Here is a 22071-nt window from a genome sequence, read left to right as displayed (position 1 = left end):
GTCGGCCGCAGGGCGGGCGTTGCCGTCCGGGGGGCGCGTTTCGTCTCGCTTCGCTCGCTCAACGACCCGCGGGCGGCAGCGCATCAGCGGAGGAGACCCCGCTCCATGGCGAGGGTGACGGCCCGCGTGCGGTCGGCGACGCCGAGCTTGTCGAAGACCTTCAGCAGGTGCGTCTTGACCGTCGACTCGCCGATCCCCAGGGCGACGGCGACCTGTTTGTTGCTGTGGCCCGTCGCCACGAGCCGCAGGACGTCGAGCTCCCGCGCCGTGAGCGCCACCGCATCGGGGTCGGGTCGCCGCATGCGCTCCACCAGGCGGACCGCGACCTGGGGCGAGAGCGCCGACTGCCCGGCCGCTACCGAGCGGATGCCCGCGACGATCTCGGCCTGCGGCGCGGCCTTCAGAAGGTAGCCCGAGGCGCCGGCTTCGATCGCGGCGAGGATCTGGTCGTCCGACTCGTAGGTCGTGAGGATCAGCACGCGGGGCGCCGGCGTGCCGGCTTCCCCTCCGACGATGCGTGCGGTGGCCGTGACGCCGTCGACCCGCGGCATCCGCAGGTCCATGAGCACGACGTCGGGCGACGTCGCCCGCGCGAGCACGACGGCCTCATCGCCGTCGGATGCTTCGGCCACGACCTCGAACCCGGGCTCGTCCGACAGGAGCCCCGCCAGCCCGGCCCGCACGACGGGGTGGTCGTCGGCGATGAGGAGGCGGATCACGGCGTCACCTCGCTGCGGGACTGCTCGACCGGCCCCTCCCGGACGTCGAGCGGAAGCCGCACGCGGACGGTGGTGCCGGCGCCCGGCGAGGAGTCCACTTCGAACGTGCCGCCCGCGAGCGCGACGCGGTCGCCCATCCCGTCGATGCCGAAGCCCGCCCCGGTCGCCGCCGGATCGAAACCGCGCCCGTCATCGGAGATCTCCAGCGTCGCGCTGCCGCCGTCTGCGCGCACCGCCACGGTGACGTTCTCCGCGTGCGCGTGCCGGGCGACGTTCGACAGCCCCTCCTGCACGCAGCGGAGCAGGACCACCTGGCGGTCGCGGTCCAGCCCCTCGGCCGTCGTGTCGATCCGCACCTCGATCGCGGCACCGGTCTGGGCACGGAAGCGCTCCGCGAGCCGCTCGATCGACCCGCCGAGGGCTGTCTCGTCGGGCACGGCGGCGGTGCGGGCCACGAGGGCGCGCGCCTCGGCGAGTGCATCCCGGGCCACCTGCTCGACTGTCGCGAGCGTCGCGGCCGCGGCATCCGCTGTTCCCTCCCGCGACTGCCGCCCCGCGCGCTCCGCGAGGATCACGAGCCCCGCCAGACTCTGAGCGAGCGTGTCGTGGATGTCGCGCGCCAGGCGCTCCCGCTCCTCGGCGGCGCCGTGCTCATGGCTCAGGGCCCGCACCTCGGCCTGCGCCGCCGTCAGCTCATCGAGCAGTCGTGCCCGTTCCTCGCCGTATTCGGCGATGCCCGAGATCCAGAGGCCGAACGCGGTGGCGAACGCGAACGAGAAGCCGGCGGTCGTCAAGCCGGCCACGAACGCGCCGACGCTGAAGCCCCCGCCGGAGGTGTAGCCGATCATCACCGCGAGGGCGATCACGGCCGACCCGATGACCCCACGACGGCGCGTGTCGCCGAGCACCCACGCCAGCGGGTACGCGAGCACCTGCAGGGTCGCGAGGAATTCGGTCGCCGCAGTCCCGACCGCCAGGATGACGGCCGTGGTCGTCAAGAACGTCGTGAACCGGATCGTCGACGGGGCCCCGATCGCCGGTCGCGCGATCAGGAAGTACGCCAGGGCGAACGCCGCGATCGCCGCAAAGGCGATCGCGCGCTCGGCCGCGCCTCCGGGTCCGAGGCCGAATGCGATGGCCATCGCGATCGACGCCGATCCGGCGACGACCGCGATGTCCCACCAGCGCTTCTGCAGCATCGACCCTCCCGTCCTCCCGTGAGGCTACGCGCTGCGGCGGATCCACCGGAAGGTGACGAGCGACAGGATCAGCCCCAGGACGAGCCAGATCCCCAGCGCCGCGGCCACCCCGGCCAGGTTCCACTCACCGCCCTGCTCCAGCGCCGCATACTCCTCGGGGAGGAACACGGCGCGCATCCCCTGCGCCATCCACTTGAGCGGGAACAGCGACGCGACGTTCTGCAGCCACTCCGGCAGCTGCCAGAACATGAGGTAGACGCCGGAGATGAACTGCAGGACGAGTCCGACCGGAATCACGACCGCCGTCGCGCTCTTCGCCGTGCGCGGCAAGGACGACAGGGCGATCCCGAGCAGCGCCGACGTGGCGATGCCGAACACGAACACCCACGCGAACGTGAGCCACTGCGACGGCTCGGTGGGCAGCGGCACGCCGAGGGCGATCCCTGCCACCGCGAGCAGCAGCGCCGCCTGAAGGACGCCTGTGACCAGCACCTGGGCGATCTTTCCGAGGAAGTAGCTCACCGGCGACAGGGGCGACCCGCCGAGACGCTTGAGGGTGCCGTCCGCCCGCTCCAGGGCGATGTCGATCGCGAGGTTCTGGAAGCCCGACAGCAGGAGCCCGGCCGCCATCATCCCCGGCAGGTAGAGCTGCGCCATGGGCAGCGCCGGCACACCGGGCGCCATCTGCACATCTCCGTCGGCGCCGAAGGCGACGCTGAACAGCCCCAGCATGAAGACCGGGAACAGGAAGGTGAAGAACAGGGTGTCGCCCGAGCGGAAGTACTGCTTCACCTCGAACCGCGCGCGCCACAGACCGGTCGCCATCCTTCCGGGCACCCGGACCGTCCTTGTGCTCGTCGCCGTCGTGGTCATCGCCGTCGTGCTCATCGCACCGTCTCCTTCGCCTGCTCGGCCGCGAGGGCCGAGGCGCTCGCGACGAGTTCCAGATAGATGTCCTCGAGACTCGGCCGCACGATCTCGAGTCGCTCCGGCTCGCCGCCCAGCCTCGTGCTGAGCTCGCTGACGAACGCGAGGGGTGCGGCCGCGCGCTCCTCGCGCGGCGCGCCGTCCTCGTACCACCGGACCAGCGGCACGCGTGCCTCCAAGCCGCCGAACGTCTCGACGGGTCCGACCGCCTGGAGCCGGCCGTCGGCGATGACCGCCACCCGGTCGGCGAGCTGCGCCGCCTCGTCGAGGTAGTGGGTCGTGAGAAGAATCGTCGTCCCCTCCGCCTTGAGCCCCCTGATCAGCTCCCAGAACTCCCGTCGCGCCTCGGGATCGAAGCCCGTCGTGGGCTCGTCGAGGAACAGCAGCTCCGGCCGGCCGATGATGCCCATCGCGACGTCGACCCGACGCTGCTGTCCACCGGACAGCTTCGAGGTGCGCAGCTTCGCCTGGGCCTCGAGACCGACGGCCGCGATGACCTCGTCCACGTCGCGTGCGTCGGGGTAGAAGCCGGCATACTGCCGCAGCTGCTCGCGAACCGTGAGCAGCCCGCTCTGGCCGCAGGTCTGCAGCACGATCCCGAGTCGCGCCTTCCACTCGAGGCCGCCGTGCGCCGGGTCGACCCCGAGCACGCTCACCTCGCCGTCGTCGCGGCGACGGTATCCCTCGAGGATCTCGACGGTCGTCGACTTTCCGGCGCCGTTGGGTCCGAGGAGGGCGAACGTCTCGCCGCGCGCGATGTCGAAGCTCACGTCGTCGACGACCGTACGGCCGTCGTAGCTCTTCCGCAGGTTCCGCACCTGCACCGCTGGAGTTCTCATGCTCCCAGCCTCTCGGCGGCGGCGAGTCTTCCCCAGCGGTCATCCGCAGGAGGAGGCATCCCCCATTCGGTGGATGCTCACCGGCCACGGACTGTCGCGCGGCCTACGGATTCCGGACAGTGCACGGGCCCCTCTCGCACTACGCTCGTAGGCGTGACAGACCGCGCCCCGCTCTCCCGCAAGCTCTCCGCCATCGCCGAGTCCGCGACCCTCAAGGTCGATGCCAAGGCGAAGGCGCTTCAGGCCGCCGGCCGCCCCGTGATCTCGTACGCGGCGGGCGAACCGGACTTCGCGACGCCGCAGTTCATCGTGGACGCCGCCGCCGAGTCGCTGCGCGACCCGGCGAACTTCCGCTACACGCCCGCCGCCGGACTCCCGGTGCTGCGCGAGGCGATCGCGGCCAAGACGCTGCGGGACTCCGGCCTGGAGGTCGACGCGTCGCAGATCATCGTCACCAATGGCGGCAAGCAGGCGGTCTACCAGGCGTTCCAGGCCGTGGTGAACCCGGGCGACGAGGTGCTGCTGCCCGCGCCGTACTGGACGACCTACCCCGAGGCGATCGCCCTCGCCGACGGCGTTCCGGTCGAGGTCTTCGCGCCGGCGGAGCAGGACTACAAGGTCACCGTCGACCAGCTCGAGGCGGCGCGCACCGACAAGACGACGGCGCTCGTCTTCGTGTCGCCGTCCAACCCCACGGGCGCGGTCTACACCTCCGAAGAGACGCGCGCGATCGGCGAGTGGGCCGTCGAGCACGGCATCTGGATCATCTCCGATGAGATCTACCAGAACCTCGTCTACGAGGGCGTGCGCGCCGTCTCGATCGTGGAGGCGGTTCCGGATGCCGCGGCCCAGACGATCCTCGTGAACGGCGTGGCGAAGACCTACGCCATGACCGGCTGGCGGCTCGGGTGGATGGTCGGACCGAAGGACGCGATCAAGGTGGCCGCGAACCTGCAGTCCCACCTGTGCAGCAACGTCAACAACATCGCCCAGCGCGCGGCGCTCGCTGCGCTGTCCGGCCCGCAGAGCGAAGCCGAGCAGATGCGGCTCGCGTTCGACCGCCGGCGCCGCACGATCGTCTCCGAGCTGTCGAAGATCGAGGGCGTCACGGTGCCCAATCCCCTCGGTGCGTTCTACGCCTACCCCGATGTGCGCGGGCTGCTCGGCCGCGAGTGGCGGGGCAAGACCCCCACGACCACGCTCGAGCTCGCCGACCTGATGCTCGAAGAGGCCGAGGTCGCGGTGGTGCCGGGCGAGGCGTTCGGTCCGAGTGGATACCTGCGCCTGTCGTACGCGCTCGGCGACGATGCCCTGCTCGAGGGTGTCCAGCGCCTGCAGCAGCTCTTCGCCTCGTAGACCGACTCACCCCGCTGTTGCGGCGCGGTTCCGCGCCGCAACCCGACGAGTTGCCACTGGTGGCGGATCTGCACCCGTTGTCCCCACCAAGACCGGCAACTCGCCGCCCGCCAGTGAGCGCCCGCAACATGGAACCGCCCGCCGCATGGGGAGGCGGCGGGCGGTTCTGGGGGGATTCTCTGGGGAGAGTCAGTCGACCTTCACGACGGCGAAGTCCGCGTCGAGTTCGACGTCGGCATCGTCGCCGTTGCCGAGGTCGATCTCGACCTCGTAGACGTGGTCCGCGTCGTCGCTGAACTCGACGCTGGTGACGGTTCCGGTTCCGACGTGCGCGAGGGCGGCATCGGCGGCCTTCTGCCGGGTCGCCTCATCCGTCACCGCATCGTCGTCGGACGAGCCGTCGTCCGACGCGTCATCGGATGAGCCGTCCGCGTCGTCGGGGTTGACCGCCACGACCTTGAGGTCGGCGTCGACGTAGACCTCGGCGAAGCCGCCGGCGTCCAGCCGGATGTCGATCTCGTACGCGTGGTCGCGGTCATCGTCGATGTCCGCTTCGACGACCGTTCCCGGGCCGACCTCCTCGAGTGCGGCCGCGATGGCCGCGTCGAGGTCGGTGGGGTTCCCCGACGCGACGCCGAGGGCGCCGGAGCCGGGCGTCGGGGCGACCGAAGGGGTCTCGCTGGGGTTCGCCGCCACGGTGGAGGCGAGCGGCGCCTGGGGCGTCGTGTTCGCTGCGAACGCCGCTGCCCCGCCGGCCAGCGACGCGACGACCGCCGCGGACGTGATGATGATGGCACTCTTTCGCATGGTGTCCTCCTGGGTAGGACTCCACTCTCGCGAATCGATGCTGAAGCCAGCCTGAAGCCCGCGAAGATCACTCCGGCAGGCTCAGCGTGAACCGCGCGCCGCCGAGTGCGGCGTCGTCCAGTCGCACGCTCCCCCCGTGCGCCCGCGCGATCTCAGCGACGATCGCGAGCCCGAGCCCGCTGCCGCCGGCATCCCGCGACCGCGCTTCGTCGAGCCGCACGAACCGCTCCCAGACGCGCTCCCGCTGGTCGGGCGGCACGCCGGGGCCGTCGTCCTCGACCACGACGACCGCCATCCCGTCGGCTTGCGCCGTCGACAGCGCGACGCGACCCGAGGCGTGACGGACGGCGTTGTCGACGAGGTTGCGGACCGCCTGGGCCACGAGCCCGGCGTCGGCGCGCGCACGGACCGGTCGGATGCCCGACCCGTCCACCTCGACGGCGGTGGTGGCGCGCACGCGCTGCGCCTCCGCGAAGAGGACGTCGTCGAGGTCGACCTCGACCGCGTCGAGCACGAGCGCGTTCTCGTCGGCCTTCGCGAGCACCAGCATGCCCTGCACGAGCCGCTCCAGCCTCGCACCCTCGCCGAGCACCGTGTCGGCGAGCAGCCGCGGCGAGACCCGCTCGGGATGGGCGAGCGCCACCTCGGCGTACTGACGCAGCACCGCGAGCGGCGACTTGAGCTCGTGCGAGGCATCCGAGATGAATCGCCGCTGGCTCCGCTGCGCGGTCTCGAGCCGGGCCAGCATGCCGTTCATGGTCCGGGCCAGCCGGCCGACCTCGTCGGTCGTGTGCGGATCGTCGACTCGACGCGAGAGGTCGCTGGCCGTCACCGCGTCGACCTGGGCACGGAGCCGGTCGACGGGGGCGAGCGCACGGCCGACCGCGATCCATGTCGTGAAGCCCACCACCAGAATGATGAGCGGGACCGACACCGCGAGAAGCGTCGCCACCGACGCGAGCGTCGCGTCGGAATCCGCGGTGCTGCGACCGGCGACGACGACCCAGTCGCCGCCCTCCGCGTCCGCGGAGATGACGAAGACGCCCTCACCCGGGATGTCGATCGCACCCGGGGCGGCCCCTTCGCGGTCGGCGAGCGGACCGAGATCCTCGGCGATGTCGCTCGCCGCGATCACGCCGCCGGTGTCACGGTCGATCACCTGCCAGAAGCGGTCGTCGTCGACGTCGGGGAGCGACTCCACGCCGGCATCGTCCACCTGCTCGGCCCAGGCGGTCGCGTCCTGGCGTGCGGCGACCTCCAGCTGCCCGAGGAGGGAGCCGCGCAGGGTCAACCAGAAGCCCACAGCACCGGCGATGAGCGCGATCGCCACGACGGCGACGGCCACGGAGGTGATCCGTGCCCGGATGCCGAGCCGGCGTCTGGGCTCAGTCATCGTCGCCGATCCTGTAGCCCGCCCCGCGCACGGTGCGGATGGACGCGCGTCCGAAAGGGCGGTCCACCTTGGCACGCAGATGCCCGATGTACACCTCGACGATGTTCGGATCGCCGTCGAACGAGAAGTCCCACACCGCCTCGATGATCTGCGCCTTCGACACGACCTCGCCCGCGCGTCGCATGAGGAACGCGAGCACGGCGAACTCGCGCGCGGTGAGGTCGATCCGGGTGCCACCGCGCGACACGTCGCGCGAGACGGGGTCGAGCACCAGGTCGCCGACGGCGAGCGCCACTGGGCGCGGCGTCGAGCCGCGGCGCGTCAGCGCGCGCAGCCGGGCGAGCAGCACCGCGAACGAGAAGGGCTTGGTGAGGTAGTCGTCGGCGCCGGTGTCGAGCCCTTCCACCTGGTCCCACACGCCGTCCTTGGCCGTGAGCATGATGACCGGCGTCCAGTTCTCCTCGTCGCGCAGCGCCCGGCACACGGAGTATCCGCTCATCCCCGGCAGCATGACGTCGAGCAGGATCACCGCGTACTCGTTCTCGCGCGCGAGCCACAGCCCGTCCACGCCGTTGTGCGCGACGTCCACCGAGAATCCCTCGGCCTCGAGTCCGCGTCGCAGGCCGTCGGCCAGACGCACCTCGTCGTCGACCACCAGCACGCGCATGGGTCCATCGTGGCCCATCCGACCTGAATCCGGCCTGAAGCGACCCCGGCGAAGACGCCGGGTCCGAGTGTTCCGGCGAAGCGCTAGAGCTCGACCCCGATGAGAACCGGCTCGGGCTGGAGCACCAGGCCGAACTCGGCCTGCACGCGCCCCTGGATGTACCGCGCGAGCTCGGCGAGCTCGGCTGCCTTTGCTCCCCCGCGATTGGTGATCGCGAGGGCGTGCTTGCTCGACAGCGCCGCGCGCGAGCGCGGCAGCTTAAAGCCCTTGCGCAGGCCGCTGTGCTCGATGAGCCAGGCCGCGCTCACCTTGACGTCGGATTCCGCCGCCGCAGGCGGGGGCACGTAGCCGTCGAACGCCGCGAGCGGGATGACGAGCACCGGGTCGAGGTCGGGCGCGACGGGCCACCGCGGGCACTCCGAAGGGAGCGTGCGAGCGAAGGAGGCCGACACGATCGCGTTCTGGAAGAAGGATCCGGCGCTGTAGGTGTCGGGATCGTGGTCGTCGAGCACCATGCCCTTGCGGGCGCGGGTGGTCAGGACGTGGTCGCGCACCCACGCGACGGACACCGCGTCATCGGGCGCGAGACCCAGCGCCGTGCGGAGCTGCTCGCCGGCGATCGGCCGCTCGTCGTGGCCGACCTCGGCCAGTTCCAGCGTCACCGACAGGATCACGGCACGCCGCGCGGGCGCCGAACCGTAGTGGTGCTTGAGCACCGAGGTGCGGAAGCCGAGTCCGAGTTCGGATGCCGGCACCGTCGAGACCTCACCCGTGGACTCGTCGATCAGGTCGACCTCCACCAGCGTCTGGACGATCTCCTGCCCGTACGCCCCGATGTTCTGCACCGGGGCTGCGCCGACGGTGCCGGGGATGCCCGACATCGCCTCGATTCCGGCGAAGCCTTCGGCCACCGCATGGGCGACGAGCGCGTCCCAATCGTGTCCGGCCTGCACGCGCAGACGGGTGTATCCCGCACGGGGCGAGGGCCTCCGCTCGATGCCCTGCGTGAGGATGCGCACGACGGTGCCGTCGAGGGGCTCGTCGCCGACGAACAGGTTGGAGCCGCCGCCGAGAACGAACCACGGGTCGTCGCCCGCCCACACCTCGCGCAGGACCGACACGAGCTCGTCGGTGGTCGACGCTTCGAACATCCGCGCCGGCGCGCCGCCGGTGCGCAGCGTCGTCAGCTCGGCGAGCGGGACGGGAGTGACCTCGGTCATGCCGTGCGGACGCGCACCTGCGCCTTGCCCAGCACGGTCGAGCCGCCGGACGTCACGGTGAGGTCGATGCGCGCACCCTCGTCGTCGACGACGGCGGCATTCGCGACGATGGTCACGTCGGCGCCGGCCTCGGCGTCGACGACCACGGGCCGCGTGAAACGCACGCCGTACTCGACGATGCGACCGGCGTCGCCCAGCCACGGCACGATCGTCTCGACCGCGAGGCCCATCGTGAGCATGCCGTGAGCCAGCACTCCGGGCAGCCCGACGGATGCGGCCACGTCGTCGCGGTAGTGGATGGGATTGAAGTCGCCGGATGCCCCGGCATAGCGCACGAGCGACTCCCGGGTCAGATGGACCGTGCGCTCGGCGACGATGTCTCCGACGGCGATCTGCAGCGCGCTCACTTGTCGCCCTCCCCGACGAGCAGCACGGACGTCGCCGTGACGACGTGGCCGCCCTCGGCATCCGTGATCTCCGCGTCGCTCGTGACCATGGCGTTGCCGCCGAGGGTGCGGATGCCCGTGACCGACAGGCGCGCAGTCAGCTCGTCGCCGGCGACGATGTGCCGGGTGTAGCGGAAGCGCTGCTCGGCGTGCAGCACGTTCTGCAGGACGATGCCCGAGTCGGGCTCGGCGAGCAGCTGCTGCAGCGTGAGGTCTTGAACGACCATCGCGAAGGTCGGCGGCGCCACGACATCCGGGTATCCGAGCGCCTGCGCCGCTTCGGGGTCGGTGTGCTGCGGGTCGGTGGCGAAGACGGCGCGGGCGAACTCGCGCACCTTCTCGCGGCCGACGAGGTAGGGGGCCGTCGGGGGGAATTCCCTGCCGACGATCTCGGGGTTCACTGGCACCAGGCCATCCTACCGAGCGGGTTGCGGACTCCCGGCGGGCGACCTCAACGCCCCCGGCCGCGCAGCGCGCGCAGCGCCATCTGCACGGCGATCACGACGAGGAACGCCGCGAAGAGGATGTTCCCGACGAGCGGGTCGACGATCGTCGCGATCCAGGCACCCAGGGCGGTCGTGGTGCAGGCTGCGCCGCCGATGAGCGCCGCGGAGACCAGGTCGACGTTGCGACGCCGCACGTTGCCGATCGTGCCCGAGACGGCGGTCGGGATCATCATCAGCAGCGACGTGCCCTTCGCGACCAGATCACTGGTGCCGAACAGCAGCATGAGCGCGGGAACCACGATGATGCCGCCGCCCACGCCGATCAGTCCGGCGGTGATGCCGGTCACGACGCCCAGCGCGACGAGCCCGGCACCCGACAGCAGCGTGAGCTCGAGTTCCGCATCGCGCGAGGGCACCACGATGAAGAGGCTCACGATCACGAAGACGAGGAACCCGACGAAGATCCACCGCAGGAGCGTCTGGGACAGCCGCGGCAGCAGCCACGTCCCGACCTGGGCGCCGACCACCGCTCCGGCCGCGAGCAGCAGCGCCGGGATCCAGGCGACGGAGTCGTGCACGGCGTAGGAGATCACGCCGACGGTCGCAGTCGGAACGATCGCGGCGAGCGACGTGCCCGCCGCCAGGCGCTGGTCGAAGCCGAGCACGAGCACGAGCAGCGGCACGATGACCGTCCCCCCGCCGACGCCGAACAGACCCGACAGGAGGCCGGCGAGCAGGCCGATGCCGATGCAGGTGAGGACGAAGCGCGCGTCCCTCGCGCGCGGGGTGGCGCTATCGGCCACGCTCAGTCGGCGAGGTCGTCGAGATCGTCGATGACCCAGCCGCCGTCGGCCTGGACGACCGTGTACTCGTACTCGATCTTGCGTGCCTCAGGCTCGTCCAGCGGACTGCCCCCTTCGTCGAGGAGGGCATCGAACGTCTCGGTCGTCGTGACCAGCATCGCGTCGCCGGCGGGCTCGATGGCTTTCACGGAGACCACGTAGTCCTCGACGCCGACGGCGAACTCCGATGCCGTCTCGCCGAAGGCGTCGCAGTCCGGGAGCTGCGAGACCTGCCGGAACTCGTCCGTCGTCGACGCGACATAGGCGTCGCAGTCGACGTTCTGCCAGGCGTCGTCATACAGCTCGACCGCCGCCACGGCGGCTTCCTCATCCGCACCCGACGGGGCCACCGACTGCGACGAGCTGCTGACGGCGTTCAGGAAGATCAGCGGGATCACGATCGCCGCGGCGATGACGATCCCGAGCATGAGAACGCCGAGTACGACCCACAGGATCCAGAGGTTCGACTTGCGGGGCTCGGTCGCCGCCGTGAACGCGCCGCCCTGGCCCTCGACCCCCGGGTACGCGTCGGGGTAGGCGCCCGGTCCGCCCGACTGCGGCGTGGCGGCAGCCGGGTACTCGGGGGCCGTCCCGACCGGCGGGACGCCGAAGCCCAGCGCCGTCGCGGCGTCGACTTCAGCGGAGACCCGCTCGGCCTCGGCCTGGGCCTCGGTCGCCGCGACGATCTCCGCCTCGGTCGGCGCGACCTCGCCGTCTTCGCTCTCCGGATCCGGCGCGGCGACGTGCTCGGTCCACTGCACCCCGTCCCACCAGCGCAGCGCACCGCGTCCGTCGTCGTACCAGCCGGGGGGTGTCGTCGCCATGCTCAAACCCTATCCCGCGGGGCTCTCCACCGCCCCGGAGGAACAGAGAGGGGTGGGATGCCTCGGGCCGAGGCATCCCACCCCTCATCGCCGCGTCAGCGGCTGCTGAACGCCGCGTCGAAAGCGGCCTCCGGAGCGGCGAACGCGTTGTGCTTGACGAACTCGAGTGCCTCGGGAGCGCCGAGGAGCCGGTCCATGCCGGCGTCCTCCCACTCGACGGAGATCGGGCCGTCGTAGCCGATGCTGTTGAGCGCCCGGAACGCTGCCTCCCAGGGCACGTCGCCCCGGCCAGTCGAGACGAAGTCCCAGCCGCGGCGCAGGTCGGCCCACGCGAGGTGCGAGCCGAGCCGGCCGTTGCGGCCGTTGCCGAGGTTGAGCTTCACGTCCTTGCAGTCGACGTGGTAGATCCGGTCGCTGAACTCGAGGATGAAGTCCACCGGGTTCAGCTGCTGCCAGATGAAGTGCGACGGGTCCCAGTTGAGTCCGAACGCCTCACGATGGCCGATGGCCTCGAGGGTGCGTACCGTCGTCCAGTAGTCGTACGCGATCTCGGAGGGGTGCACCTCGTGCGCGAACCGCACGCCCACCTCGTCGAAGACGTCGAGGATCGGGTTCCACCGGTCGGCGAAGTCCTGGTAGCCCGCGTCGACGGCCTCCTGCGACACCGGCGGGAACATCGCGACGTACTTCCAGATGGACGACCCCGTGAATCCGACGACGGTCTTCACCCCGAGCTTCGCGGCGATGCGGGCGGTGTTCTTCATCTCCTCTGCGGCGCGCTGGCGCACGCCCTCGGGGTCGCCGTCGCCCCACACCCGGTCGGACAGGATGTCGCGGTGGCGCTGGTCGATCGGGTCGTCGCAGACGGCCTGGCCCTTGAGGTGGTTCGAGATCGCCCAGACCTTCAGCCCGTTGCGCTCGAGGATGTCGAGCCGTGACTGGACGTATTCGTCGTCGTCCCAGCGCCACGGGTCGAGGTGATCGCCCCAGCAGGCGATCTCGAGGCCGTCATAGCCCCACTCGCCGGCCAGGCGTGCGACCTCCTCGAAGGGGAGGTCGGCCCACTGACCCGTGAACAAGGTGATCGGTCGCGACATTGCGGTTCCTCCGGTGTGTGAGTGTGGACGTGGTTCAGTCGTCGGCGCGCACCCAGGCGCTGCCGGCCGACGAGCTGCGCTCGACCGCGTCGAGCACTCGCTGGACGTGCAGTCCGTCGTCGAACGAGGGACGCGGCTGCGTTCCTTCGCCGATCGCGGTGACGAAGTCGTACACCTGGTGCGAGAAGCCGTGCTCGTAGCCGAGCATATGGCCGGTCGGCCACCAAGGGGCGAGGTACGGGTGGTCGTGCTCCGTGACCAGGATGCGCTGGAATCCGAGCCCCGTCTCGGGCAGTGTCGCGTCGTAGAACTCGAGCTCGTTGAGGCGCTCGAGGTCGAAGGCGATCGCGCCCTTCGACCCGGAGATCTCGATGCGCAGCGCGTTCTTGCGCCCGGTGCGGAAGCGGGTCGCCTCGAACGAGGCCAGAGCGCCCGACTCGAGCCGGCCGGTGAACAGGGCGATGTCGTCGACGGTGACGCGGCCGCGCTCGGCGGATGCCGTTCCCGACAGGCCGATGCCCTCGCCGAGGAGAGGACGCTCCGGAACGAGCGTCTCGATGATCCCCGACACCGACGTGACGCGCTGGCCCGTGATGTACTCGGTGAGGTCGATGGCGTGCGCCCCGATGTCGCCGAGGGCGCCGGACCCCGCGAGGCTCTTGTCCATCCGCCAGGTCAGCGGGGCCTCCGGATCCATCAGCCAGTCCTGCAGGTACTCGGCGCGCACCTGGCGGATTTCGCCGATGCGCCCCGCGGCGACGAGATCGCGCGCGAACGTCGTCGCCGGCACGCGCCGGTAGGTGAAGCCCACCATCGAGCGGACGCCCCGCTCGGCGGCAGCCGTCGCGGCTCGCGCCATCTCGACGGCTTCGGCGACGGTGTTGGCGAGGGGCTTCTCGCAGAGGACGTGCTTGCCGGCCTCCAGTGCCGCGATCGCGATCTCGGCGTGGGTGTTGCCCGGGGTGACGATGTCGACCACGTCGATGTCGTCGCGGGCGATGACCTCTCGCCAGTCGGTCGCGGTCTCTGCCCAGCCCCATTTGCGGGCGGATGCCTCGACCGTGGCCGCGTTGCGTCCGACGACGACGGTCATCTCGGGCTGGAGCGGAAGATCGAAGAAGCGGGGGGCGACGCGCCATCCCTGCGAGTGTGCGGCGCCCATGAAGCCGTGGCCGATCATGGCGACGTTAAGCGTCTCGGTCAACGCGGTGTCCTCTCTCGGGAGGTGAGGCGCGGGGCGCCCGCTGTTCGGCGGGCGCCCCGCGGATCGGTCGTCTGCTTACTCGAAGGAGAGGTCGATGAACTGGTCGACGTTGTCCTTCGTGACGACGGGCGCGTCGAGCACGATGCGGTTCGGGACGCTGGGGGTGATGATGTCGCTGAGCGTCTTCTGCTGCGCGATGAGGCGAGCCAGCGCGACACCGTCGGCTGCCTGCGTCGACGGGTAGATGACCGTCGCCTTGAGCACCGTGTCGTCGGCCTCGATGGCCTCCATCGCCGAGCGGCTTCCTGCACCGCCCATCATGAAGAACTCGTCGCGGCCCGCGGCGTCGATCGCCGCGAGGACGCCGATGCCCTGGTCGTCGTCGTGGTTCCAGATCGCGTCGATCTGCGGGTTGGCCGCGAGCAGCTGCGAGGTCACGGCCTCACCGCCGGCCACGGTGAAGTCGGCCGCGACACGAGCGTCGACCTGCAGGCCGCAGTCCTCGAGCGCGTCGGCGAAGCCGCGCGAGCGGTCCTGGGTCAGCGGCAGCGAGTCGATGCCGGCGATCTCGGCGACGAAGCCCTCGCCACCGAGCTGCTCGCAGATGTACGTGCCGGCGCTGACGCCCATGCCGTAGTTGTCGCCGAGGATGGTGGCGCGCGCGGCGAACGGGCTCGAGAACTCGCGGTCGACGTTGATGACCGGGATACCGGCTTCCATGGCCGCGATGGCGGCCTCGGTGAGCGCGGCGCCGTCGGTCGGCAGCAGCACGATGGCGTCGACACCGTCATTGACGAAGGTCTCGACCGCCGCGATCTGCGCGATCGGGTCGTTGGTGCCCTCGGCCACGCGCAGCTCGACGTCGTCGAAGCTGTCGGCCGCGGCCTGTGCGCCGGAGTTGATGGCGCCGAGCCAGCCGTGGTCGGCCGCTGGGCCCGAGAAGCCGATGACGACGGTGTCGCCCGACTCGGCGTTCTCCTCGGTGGTGGTGCCCTGGTCGACGACGGTGTCCTCATCGGCCCCGCCCCCGGTGCAGCCTGCGAGAAGACCGATGGCTGCGACGACGGCGGTGCCGGTGAGCACGAGTCGCGTACGCGCCTTCAGGTGTGAGCGCATGTGTTTCCTCCTTGAATGTGATGCAGCTAGGACCAGCGTGGTTCTGAGGGGGAGCTGCCCGCACTCGAGGAGTCCACGCCGACGAGGTTCACCGTAGCAGAAGTGCACCTGGCTTTGTCATCTTTTGTTTTCTGTCCGTCAGAAGTCCCTGAATCTCCTCTAACCTGCGGAAGCTGGCGGGACCGCGCCCAGGAGGCGCACTTGCCTCGACCCGGCCGTCGACGAAATTGTGCTCGTCGCCCGAGGGCCGAACGTGTTATGTTCACCAGGTGATCAAAGTTGACCATGAATCGGCATTACTCGCCGTCCAAGGCGTGACGAAGTCCTTCGCGGGAGTCCACGCGCTGCGCGGCGTCGATCTCGAGGTCCTCCCCGGCGAGGTCCACTGCATCCTCGGCCAGAACGGCGCGGGCAAGTCGACGCTCATCAAGGTTCTCGCGGGCGTGCATCGGCCGGATGAGGGAGAGATCTCGTGGCTCGGCGAGTCCGTCGAGATCCCGAATCCGGAGTCAGCGATCGAACTGGGCATCGCGACGATGTACCAGGAGCTCGACGTCGTCGACGGCCTCACGATCGCCGAGAACATCTTCCTCGGGCACGAGCTCGCGCGCGGCGGCTTCACCAGGCGGTCCGAGGCCGCGAAGCAGACTCGCGAGCTGCTGCGCAGGCTGGGGCATCCCGGGCTCTCGCCCCACACCGAGGTGGGCACCCTCAGCGCCGCGAACAAGCAGATCGTGAGCATGGCCCGCGCACTGTCCCATGAGATCAAGCTGATCATCATGGACGAGCCGTCCGCGGTGCTCGACACCGAAGAGGTGAAGAACCTCTTCCACGTCGTGAGGGAGCTGACCTCCGAGGGCATCGCCGTGGTCTACATCACGCACCGGCTGGAGGAGATCCGCCAGATCGGGGACCGCATCACCGTGCTGAAAGACGGTCGCACCACCGCGGTCGGGCTGCCGGTCTCCGAAACGCCCACCGCCGAGCTCATCCGCCTGATGACCGGCCGGGAGATCGCCAACGTCTTCCCGCCCGCCGTACCGGTGCCCGCAGATGCGCCGACTGCGCTCGAGGTCGAGGGACTCGGACTGGCCGGTGCATTCTCAGACGTGTCGTTCACCGTCCGAGCGGGCGAGATCGTCGGCCTGGCCGGCCTCGTCGGCTCCGGCCGCTCCGAGATCCTCGAGACCGTCTACGGCGCACGCCGCGCCACCGCGGGCACGGTCAAGGTCGGCGGCAGGAAGCTGCCGCGCGGCTCGGTGGTGCACGCCGTACGCGCCGGGGTCGGCCTCTCACCCGAGGAGCGCAAGAGCCAGGGCCTCGTGCTCGACGAGCCCATCTACTTCAACGTCACCCTCGCATCCCTCAAGCGCTTCGCGAAGGCGGGCTTCCTCGACGAGCGCGGCGCGCGCGCTGCGACGCGCGAGCAGATCGACTCACTCGAGCTGCGCCCGGCCGACCCCGACCGCCCGACGATCACACTGTCGGGCGGCAACCAGCAGAAGATCCTGCTGGCGCGGTGGCTTCTCCACGGCACGCGCGTCCTGCTGCTCGACGAGCCCACGCGCGGAGTGGATGTCGGCGCGCGAGCCGAGATCTACTCGCTCATCCGCGACCTCGCTGCCGCGGGGAACGCGATCGTCGTGGTGTCGAGCGAGATCGAGGAGGTGCTCGGCCTGGCCGACACCGTGCTCGTCGTCGCGGACGGCCACGTGCTCGAAACCCTTCCCGCCTCCCAGATCGACGAGCACGGTGTGCTCGATCTCGTCATGAAAGGAACCGCCGCGTGAGCGAGTCCACAGGTCCCCATGGGGCTCCGTCCCGCACGTCCGGCGCGCAGGCGCGACCGCTCGGCACCGAGGCCGTGCCCAGCTCGAGCGAGGCTCCGCCGCCCGCCGGCCCGCTCGATACGACGCCGAAGTCCGGCCCTCGCCGGTTCTTGTCCGGCTCAGTGGGCCGCAACCTCGGCCTCGTCGTCGCGCTGCTGCTTCTCGTCATCGTCGGTGCTGTCACCGCGCCCGACACCTTCTTGACTGTGAGCAATACGCTCACGATCCTGCGCCAGGCGTCGATCCTGGGCGTTGTCGCGATCGGCATGACACTCGTGATCACTGCGGGCGGCATCGACCTTTCGGTCGGCTCGGTCCTCGGCCTCGCGTCGGTCGTCGCGACGCTCGCCGCCATCCAGGACCTGGCCGATCAGCTCCACTGGATCGTCATGATCGTGATGGCCCTTCTGGTCGGCGTCGCGGCCGGACTGATCAACGGCATCGTGATCGCATACGGCAGGGTCGTCGCGTTCATGGCGACGCTGGCGATGCTGATCGCGGCTCGCGGACTCGCAGAGGTGCTGGCCGAGCGGCGCACCCTGCAGGTCCGCGACCGCGAGCTCATCAACTTCCTCAACGCCGATCTCATCGGCGTCGACATGCTCATTTGGATCTTCGCCATCGTCGCGGTCCTCGGCTGGGTCATCCTCAACCGCACCACCTTCGGACGGCGCACCGTGGCCATCGGCGGCAACCGCGAAGCGGCACGTCTGGCGGGCATCAACGTCAAGCGCCACACCATGTGGCTGTATGCCATCTCGGGTCTGTGCGCAGGCATCGCGGCGATCATGTACCTCGGTCGCACGACCGCCGGCACCTCGACACACGGCACGCTCCTCGAGCTCGACGCAATCGCCGCGGTCGTCGTCGGTGGCACCCTGCTCGTCGGCGGCCGTGGGACGGTCACGGGCACGGTCTTCGGTGTGCTCATCTTCACGACGCTGACCAACGTGTTCGTGCAGAACAACCTCAACTCGTCGATCCAGGCGGTCGTCAAGGGCGTCATCATCGTGGTCGCCGTGCTGCTTCAGCAGCGGTTCGCGAAGCCCACCGGACGAGCCACGTGATCGGATGCCGCGCCCGGTCTCGTGCACTAATGCACGTTCGCACGGCACCGGGCCGCGGCATCCCGTCGGAACTCATCGGACTTCGGCGCCTTCTCGGCCGCCGATAAACTGAAATGTGGCAAAAATGGGCATCGAACCGCCGCCGAATGTGTCCGGAGTCAGTCAGCTGTTCCAGCTTCTGCGCGATGGCGTGCCCCGCACCCGCGCCGAGCTCGCCAAGTCGACCGGACTCGCGCGATCGACCATCGCGGCACGCGTGGACGAACTCATGCGGATGGGGCTCATCACGCCGATCGCCGAGACGGTGTCGACCGGTGGGCGCCCGCCCTCGCAGTTCGCCCTGAACCCGAGTGCGCGGCTCGTGCTCGCTGCCGACATCGGCGCCTCGCACGCGACGCTCGCGGTGACCGACCTGGCGGGCCGCATCGTCGCCGACCACAGCGAGCCGCTCGACGTCAGCCTGGGTCCGGTGCCGGTGCTGACGTGGCTGGTCGACAACGCGGTGGCGCTGCTCGAGCGCATCGGCCGCTCGACCGACGACGTCGCCGCCATCGGCATGGGCATCCCCGGACCGGTCGAGCACTCCACCGGGCAGCCGGTGAATCCGCCCATCATGCCCGGGTGGGACCGCTTCGACGTGCCCGGCTGGGTGCAGCAGCACCTCGACGTGCCCGTCCTCGTCGACAACGACGTGAACATCATGGCGCTCGGCGAACGGGCCGCCGCGTACCCCGGCGTCGAGCACCTCATGTTCGTCAAGGTCGCGACGGGCATCGGCGCCGGCGTCATCTCGGGCGGCGCTCTGCAGCGCGGCGCCCAGGGCATCGCCGGCGACATCGGGCACGTGCGGGTCGCACGCGGAGCCGGAGTGCCCTGTCACTGCGGCAACCAGGGCTGTCTCGAAGCCCTGGCGTCTGGCCCCGCCATCGCACGCGCCCTGCGTGCCCAGGGCGTCCCGGCCGAGAACGGCAACGACGTCGTCGACCTCGTCAAGCGCGGCAACATCGACGCCATCCAGGCGGTGCGTCAGGCCGGGCGCGACATCGGCGAGGTGCTGACGACCTGCGTCAGCCTCGTCAACCCGTCGGTCATCGCAATCGGCGGGTCGATGGCGCGCGTCGGCGAGCACCTCATCGCCGGCGTCCGCGAGGTGGTCTACACGCGATCGATCCCGCTCGCCACCGAGCACCTGTCGATCGTGCAGTCCGCCGCGGCGCACAATGCCGCCGTGCTCGGGGCGAGCATGCTCGCGATCGAGCACGCCCTCTCCCCCGAGACGCTCACGTCTCTGGTGTCCGCCTGACCGCCGGCGCGGTCTCGACCTTCGCCTCGTCGGCGTCCCCTCGCGATGCCTCGCCCGGCACCTCATCCACGGGGATGACGACGACGTCCTGCATCTTCCAGTCGATGGCGGCGATCGCGCGCCGCGCGGCCTCGAGGTGATCGACCGACACCTTGCGGCGGTGCGGCACGACGAAGGCCTCGACGTGGAAGACCTGCCCCATGTCGCGGATGCGCACGCCCGCCTCCCGCACCCACGGCTGCGCCTCCAGCGCCGCGATGATGCGCCCGTGGAGCGGGTGCCGCTCCTCGTCGTCGTGCGTACGCGCTCGCTGATCGATGAGGTCGAGCACCGCCGATCGTGAGTTGCGCCAGCCGTCGTGCACGATGCCGATGGAGATGAACAGCGCCGCAGCGCCGTCGAGCCACCACCAGCCGATGCCGATGCCGAGAACGCCGACGATCGAGGCCACTGTGGTGGTCCAGTCGGCCTTGGCCATGTCGGCGTCGGTGTAGAGCACTTTGTTGTGCAGCACCGGCGCGATCTTGGCCTTGGCGGGCCCGTAGATGAAGGGTCCGATCGTGACGAGGCTCATCACGGCGACCATGAACCAGCCCAGCCACACCGTCTGGCCGAACACCTGGATGGTGCCGATCGCCGGATGCTCCTGCCGAAGCAGCCCCATGACCGCCTCGACGGCGAGATTGGCGCCCACGGCCAGAAGGGCCACACCGGCGACCAGGTGGCCGACCCCCATCGCCCGATGCAGACCGTAGGGGTACCTCCGGGTGGGCTTCCGACGGATGACCAGCAGCGCCACCAGGAAGGAGATCTGCGGGATGAGGGACAGCATGTCCTCGATCCACGCCGTCTTCATCGCCTGCGAGCCGCCCACCACGAACGCGATGAGGACGATCGTGACGAGGGTGTAGCCGATCGTGAACCACTCCCAGCGGATCGCCTTGCGCAGCGCCTCCTGCTGCTCAGCCGGAAGGTCAGTGCGGCCCATCGACTTCACCTCGACACCTCGCCGTCGAGGTAGGTCTCGAGGGCCGCCTGCAGCCCGTTCTCGCCGAGCGGGAGCAGGACGGCCGTATCCGCGCCGCCCGACTCGGGAACCCCCGGGTAGCCGCGGGTCACCGACACGCGGTCCGACCACGGGGTCGCCGCCGTCATCCCGCCGATGGCGAGGTCGAGCTTCCCGGATTCGAGGCCGGCGACGAGGTCCTCCTCGCTGTCGACGGCCCACCGCACGGTCGCATCATGCTCGCGCGCGAAGCCTTCGATGAGATCGGCGAGCGGGCCTGTCACCTCGCCGCGGTCCACGACGACGAGGTCGCCGCTGGGGGATGCGCCGACGCGCAGCTCGCCGCCCGTGATGCGGTCCAGTGTGCCGTCGGGGTCGGCCGGGATGCTCAGCCCGCAGCCAGTCAGCCCGGCAAGGCCCCCGGCCAGGGCGAAGGCGAGGATGGTCCGCGCCGCCCCCGTGGAGCCGATCGGAGCCCGACCGGCCCGGCGGGGGCGGGCGGCGTCGATCACAGCGGCTTGCCTCCGGTGACCGGCAGCACCGCGCCCGATACGTACGACGCAGCCTCGGAGGCCAGGTAGACGTACGCGCCGGCGAGTTCAGCGGGCTGGCCGGGGCGGCCGAGCGGCGTGTCCGTGCCGAAGGTGGCGATGCGCTCGGCGTCCCATCCCGTCGCAGGGATCAGCGGGGTCCAGATCGGGCCCGGTGCGACCGCATTGACGCGAATGCCCTTCTCACCGAGCTCCTCGGCGAGCGCCTTGACGAACGCGACCTGCGCCGCCTTCGTCATGGCGTAGTCGATCAGGCCCGGAGACGGGTTGAACGCCTGCACCGAGGAGGTCACGATGATGGAGCTGCCCGGCGTCAGACGAGGCACGGCCTGCCGTGCCGTGAACAGCAGGCCGTACAGGTTCGTGCGGAAGACCCGGTCGAACTCCTCGGTCTCGAGCGACGCGATGCTCTCGCGGTCCTTCTGGTACGCCGCGTTCAGCACGACGATGTCGAGTCCGCCGAGCGCCTCGACCGCGTCGTCCACGATCGACGTCGCGAAGTCTTCCTCGCGGATGTCGCCGGCGAACGCCGCGCCGGTGCGGCCGGCGTCCTTGACGAGGGCGATCGTCGAGTCGGCGTCCTCCTGCTCCTCCGGCAGATGGGCGATGGCGACGTCGGCGCCCTCGCGCGCGAACGCGATCGCCACGGCGCGGCCGATGCCGGAGTCGCCGCCGGTGATGAGCGCCTTGCGGCCCTGCAGGCGGCCGGCGCCGACGTAGGAGTCCTCGCCGTGGTCGGGCTCGGGGCGCGTCTCGTCCGTGAGGCCCGGCTGCTCCTGCTCCTGGCCGGGGAATCCTCCCTCAGGGTGCTTGTCGCGCGGGTCGATCTGGGTGTCGGTGTTCGTGTCGGTCATGCCGTCGCTCCTCTCCATGACTTCGACGGTATGAAGCCGCCGGAGGAGCGGATAGGGGCTTGACGAGCGGCCACTCGCGCGAGAGAGACGGAGCGGCTGGCGTGGCCGCGGCATCCGCTCTCGTGCCGCGGCCAGGCCACCCGCTCCGTCCTCAGCTGTCGGGCGGCGGCTCGGTCGAGAACCGCGTCAGCTTGTGCGTGCCGTCGCACCACGGCTTGATCGCCGACGCGCCGCAGCGGCAGAGCGCGACGGTGCGTCGGGGGTTGCGCAGCGGCTGTCCGTCGTCGCCGAGGATCTCGACGTCGCCCCGCACCAGGAGCGGGCCGTTCGGGCAGGCGGTGACGCTGGGGAGCATCTGG

The 22071-nt window shown here is 70.5% G+C and carries 23 protein-coding genes; 4 read left to right on the top strand and 19 right to left on the bottom strand.

From position 1 onward, the window contains the following. Positions 1 to 83: 83 nt before the first annotated feature. Genes JX005_RS01615 through JX005_RS01600 form a run of 4 tightly spaced genes read right to left on the bottom strand, consistent with a single transcriptional unit; the run spans position 84 to position 3684 of the window. Positions 84 to 719 (bottom strand): response regulator, encoded by a 636-nt coding sequence (locus JX005_RS01615; RefSeq protein WP_214465652.1) that lies wholly within the window; start codon positions 717 to 719, stop codon positions 84 to 86. Beyond that, positions 716 to 1918 (bottom strand): sensor histidine kinase, encoded by a 1203-nt coding sequence (locus tag JX005_RS01610; RefSeq protein ID WP_214465651.1) that lies wholly within the window; start codon positions 1916 to 1918, stop codon positions 716 to 718. The genes JX005_RS01615 and JX005_RS01610 overlap by 4 nt, the downstream gene beginning before the upstream one ends. A 24-nt stretch (positions 1919 to 1942) precedes the next feature. Beyond that, the gene (locus JX005_RS01605) at positions 1943 to 2806 is read right to left on the bottom strand and encodes an ABC transporter permease (protein ID WP_214465650.1); all 864 of its coding nucleotides are present in this window, start codon (positions 2804 to 2806) and stop codon (positions 1943 to 1945) included. Continuing rightward, entirely contained in the window at positions 2803 to 3684 is an 882-nt protein-coding gene (locus tag JX005_RS01600; protein ID WP_214465649.1) for an ABC transporter ATP-binding protein, read from the bottom strand. The genes JX005_RS01605 and JX005_RS01600 overlap by 4 nt, the downstream gene beginning before the upstream one ends. Positions 3685 to 3837: 153 nt before the next feature. On the opposite strand from JX005_RS01600, the gene JX005_RS01595 reads away from it, so the two are divergent. Beyond that, the gene (locus JX005_RS01595; RefSeq protein WP_214465648.1) at positions 3838 to 5040 is read left to right on the top strand and encodes a pyridoxal phosphate-dependent aminotransferase; all 1203 of its coding nucleotides are present in this window, start codon (positions 3838 to 3840) and stop codon (positions 5038 to 5040) included. A 189-nt stretch (positions 5041 to 5229) separates the two neighbouring features. Here the strand turns inward: JX005_RS01595 and JX005_RS01590 are convergent, their stop codons facing one another. The 11 genes from JX005_RS01590 to JX005_RS01540 form a co-directional block, all read right to left on the bottom strand. Further along, a complete protein-coding gene (locus JX005_RS01590; protein WP_214465647.1) occupies positions 5230 to 5847 on the bottom strand; it encodes a PepSY domain-containing protein in 618 nt (205 codons plus the stop codon). 67 nt (positions 5848 to 5914) lie between these two features. Continuing rightward, positions 5915 to 7240, bottom strand: a complete 1326-nt coding sequence (locus JX005_RS01585) for a sensor histidine kinase (protein WP_214465646.1) — start codon at positions 7238 to 7240, stop codon at positions 5915 to 5917. Next, the gene (locus JX005_RS01580) at positions 7233 to 7907 is read right to left on the bottom strand and encodes a response regulator transcription factor (RefSeq protein WP_214465645.1); all 675 of its coding nucleotides are present in this window, start codon (positions 7905 to 7907) and stop codon (positions 7233 to 7235) included. The genes JX005_RS01585 and JX005_RS01580 overlap by 8 nt, the downstream gene beginning before the upstream one ends. A gap of 83 nt (positions 7908 to 7990) precedes the next feature. Continuing rightward, positions 7991 to 9127: a UDP-N-acetylmuramate dehydrogenase gene (locus tag JX005_RS01575; protein ID WP_214465644.1), complete on the bottom strand. Its 1137-nt coding sequence runs from the start codon at positions 9125 to 9127 to the stop codon at positions 7991 to 7993. Next, on the bottom strand, positions 9124 to 9525 hold the full coding sequence (locus JX005_RS01570) for a MaoC/PaaZ C-terminal domain-containing protein (RefSeq protein WP_246533470.1): 402 nt from the start codon (positions 9523 to 9525) through the stop codon (positions 9124 to 9126). Before JX005_RS01570 ends, JX005_RS01575 begins: the two co-directional genes overlap by 4 nt. Positions 9526 to 9530: 5 nt before the next feature. Further along, positions 9531 to 9980 (bottom strand): FAS1-like dehydratase domain-containing protein, encoded by a 450-nt coding sequence (locus tag JX005_RS01565; protein ID WP_214465642.1) that lies wholly within the window; start codon positions 9978 to 9980, stop codon positions 9531 to 9533. 44 nt (positions 9981 to 10024) lie between these two features. Next, positions 10025 to 10828 carry a sulfite exporter TauE/SafE family protein gene (locus JX005_RS01560; RefSeq protein ID WP_214466051.1) on the bottom strand — a complete coding sequence of 268 codons (804 nt, stop codon included), beginning with the start codon at positions 10826 to 10828 and terminating at the stop codon, positions 10025 to 10027. Further along, positions 10825 to 11685, bottom strand: a complete 861-nt coding sequence (locus JX005_RS01555; protein ID WP_214465641.1) for a DUF2510 domain-containing protein — start codon at positions 11683 to 11685, stop codon at positions 10825 to 10827. The genes JX005_RS01560 and JX005_RS01555 overlap by 4 nt, the downstream gene beginning before the upstream one ends. Before the next feature lie 95 nt (positions 11686 to 11780). Continuing rightward, positions 11781 to 12782: a sugar phosphate isomerase/epimerase family protein gene (locus JX005_RS01550; RefSeq protein ID WP_214465640.1), complete on the bottom strand. Its 1002-nt coding sequence runs from the start codon at positions 12780 to 12782 to the stop codon at positions 11781 to 11783. 34 nt (positions 12783 to 12816) lie between these two features. Beyond that, positions 12817 to 13962: a Gfo/Idh/MocA family protein gene (locus JX005_RS01545; protein WP_214466050.1), complete on the bottom strand. Its 1146-nt coding sequence runs from the start codon at positions 13960 to 13962 to the stop codon at positions 12817 to 12819. 99 nt (positions 13963 to 14061) lie between these two features. After that, the gene (locus JX005_RS01540) at positions 14062 to 15102 is read right to left on the bottom strand and encodes a substrate-binding domain-containing protein (RefSeq protein WP_214465639.1); all 1041 of its coding nucleotides are present in this window, start codon (positions 15100 to 15102) and stop codon (positions 14062 to 14064) included. A 314-nt stretch (positions 15103 to 15416) separates the two neighbouring features. On the opposite strand from JX005_RS01540, the gene JX005_RS01535 reads away from it, so the two are divergent. From JX005_RS01535 to JX005_RS01525, 3 genes are all read left to right on the top strand, one after another. Beyond that, positions 15417 to 16892, top strand: a complete 1476-nt coding sequence (locus tag JX005_RS01535) for a sugar ABC transporter ATP-binding protein (RefSeq protein ID WP_214465638.1) — start codon at positions 15417 to 15419, stop codon at positions 16890 to 16892. Positions 16893 to 16966: 74 nt separating this feature from the next. Beyond that, the gene (locus JX005_RS01530) at positions 16967 to 17998 is read left to right on the top strand and encodes an ABC transporter permease (protein ID WP_372447316.1); all 1032 of its coding nucleotides are present in this window, start codon (positions 16967 to 16969) and stop codon (positions 17996 to 17998) included. Between the two features lie 124 nt (positions 17999 to 18122). Continuing rightward, positions 18123 to 19301: an ROK family transcriptional regulator gene (locus JX005_RS01525; protein ID WP_214466049.1), complete on the top strand. Its 1179-nt coding sequence runs from the start codon at positions 18123 to 18125 to the stop codon at positions 19299 to 19301. On the opposite strand, the gene JX005_RS01520 is transcribed toward JX005_RS01525, so the two are convergent. From JX005_RS01520 to JX005_RS01505, 4 genes are all read right to left on the bottom strand, one after another. Further along, the gene (locus JX005_RS01520; RefSeq protein ID WP_214465636.1) at positions 19279 to 20289 is read right to left on the bottom strand and encodes a cation diffusion facilitator family transporter; all 1011 of its coding nucleotides are present in this window, start codon (positions 20287 to 20289) and stop codon (positions 19279 to 19281) included. The genes JX005_RS01525 and JX005_RS01520 overlap by 23 nt on opposite strands. 5 nt (positions 20290 to 20294) lie before the next feature. Continuing rightward, positions 20295 to 20819, bottom strand: a complete 525-nt coding sequence (locus JX005_RS01515) for a transglycosylase SLT domain-containing protein (protein ID WP_307858472.1) — start codon at positions 20817 to 20819, stop codon at positions 20295 to 20297. Further along, the gene (locus tag JX005_RS01510) at positions 20816 to 21712 is read right to left on the bottom strand and encodes an SDR family oxidoreductase (RefSeq protein ID WP_214465635.1); all 897 of its coding nucleotides are present in this window, start codon (positions 21710 to 21712) and stop codon (positions 20816 to 20818) included. The genes JX005_RS01515 and JX005_RS01510 overlap by 4 nt, the downstream gene beginning before the upstream one ends. A 151-nt stretch (positions 21713 to 21863) precedes the next feature. After that, on the bottom strand, positions 21864 to 22067 hold the full coding sequence (locus tag JX005_RS01505) for a CDGSH iron-sulfur domain-containing protein (protein ID WP_214466047.1): 204 nt from the start codon (positions 22065 to 22067) through the stop codon (positions 21864 to 21866). Positions 22068 to 22071: the final 4 nt, after the last annotated feature.

Source organism: Microbacterium flavescens (assembly GCF_018588945.1).
Taxonomy (GTDB): domain Bacteria; phylum Actinomycetota; class Actinomycetes; order Actinomycetales; family Microbacteriaceae; genus Microbacterium; species Microbacterium flavescens.
The sequence above is the reverse complement of the archived record's forward strand: the minus strand, read 5'-3'. Positions and strand labels throughout refer to the sequence as shown.

Bases quoted from the DNA above. Each gene is read 5' to 3' on its own strand.
- JX005_RS01610 (WP_214465651.1), bottom strand. From the start codon at position 1,918: ATGCTGCAGAAGCGCTGGTGGGACATCGCGGTCGTCGCCGGATCGGCG.
- JX005_RS01605 (WP_214465650.1), bottom strand. From the start codon at position 2,806: ATGAGCACGACGGCGATGACCACGACGGCGACGAGCACAAGGACGGTC.
- JX005_RS01600 (WP_214465649.1), bottom strand. From the start codon at position 3,684: ATGAGAACTCCAGCGGTGCAGGTGCGGAACCTGCGGAAGAGCTACGAC.
- JX005_RS01590 (WP_214465647.1), bottom strand. From the start codon at position 5,847: ATGCGAAAGAGTGCCATCATCATCACGTCCGCGGCGGTCGTCGCGTCG.
- JX005_RS01585 (WP_214465646.1), bottom strand. From the start codon at position 7,240: ATGACTGAGCCCAGACGCCGGCTCGGCATCCGGGCACGGATCACCTCC.
- JX005_RS01580 (WP_214465645.1), bottom strand. From the start codon at position 7,907: ATGCGCGTGCTGGTGGTCGACGACGAGGTGCGTCTGGCCGACGGCCTG.
- JX005_RS01575 (WP_214465644.1), bottom strand. From the start codon at position 9,127: ATGACCGAGGTCACTCCCGTCCCGCTCGCCGAGCTGACGACGCTGCGC.
- JX005_RS01555 (WP_214465641.1), bottom strand. From the start codon at position 11,685: ATGGCGACGACACCCCCCGGCTGGTACGACGACGGACGCGGTGCGCTG.
- JX005_RS01550 (WP_214465640.1), bottom strand. From the start codon at position 12,782: ATGTCGCGACCGATCACCTTGTTCACGGGTCAGTGGGCCGACCTCCCC.
- JX005_RS01545 (WP_214466050.1), bottom strand. From the start codon at position 13,962: ATGATCGGCCACGGCTTCATGGGCGCCGCACACTCGCAGGGATGGCGC.
- JX005_RS01540 (WP_214465639.1), bottom strand. From the start codon at position 15,102: ATGCGCTCACACCTGAAGGCGCGTACGCGACTCGTGCTCACCGGCACC.
- JX005_RS01525 (WP_214466049.1), top strand. From the start codon at position 18,123: ATGGGCATCGAACCGCCGCCGAATGTGTCCGGAGTCAGTCAGCTGTTC.
- JX005_RS01520 (WP_214465636.1), bottom strand. From the start codon at position 20,289: ATGGGCCGCACTGACCTTCCGGCTGAGCAGCAGGAGGCGCTGCGCAAG.
- JX005_RS01510 (WP_214465635.1), bottom strand. From the start codon at position 21,712: ATGACCGACACGAACACCGACACCCAGATCGACCCGCGCGACAAGCAC.
- JX005_RS01505 (WP_214466047.1), bottom strand. From the start codon at position 22,067: ATGCTCCCCAGCGTCACCGCCTGCCCGAACGGCCCGCTCCTGGTGCGG.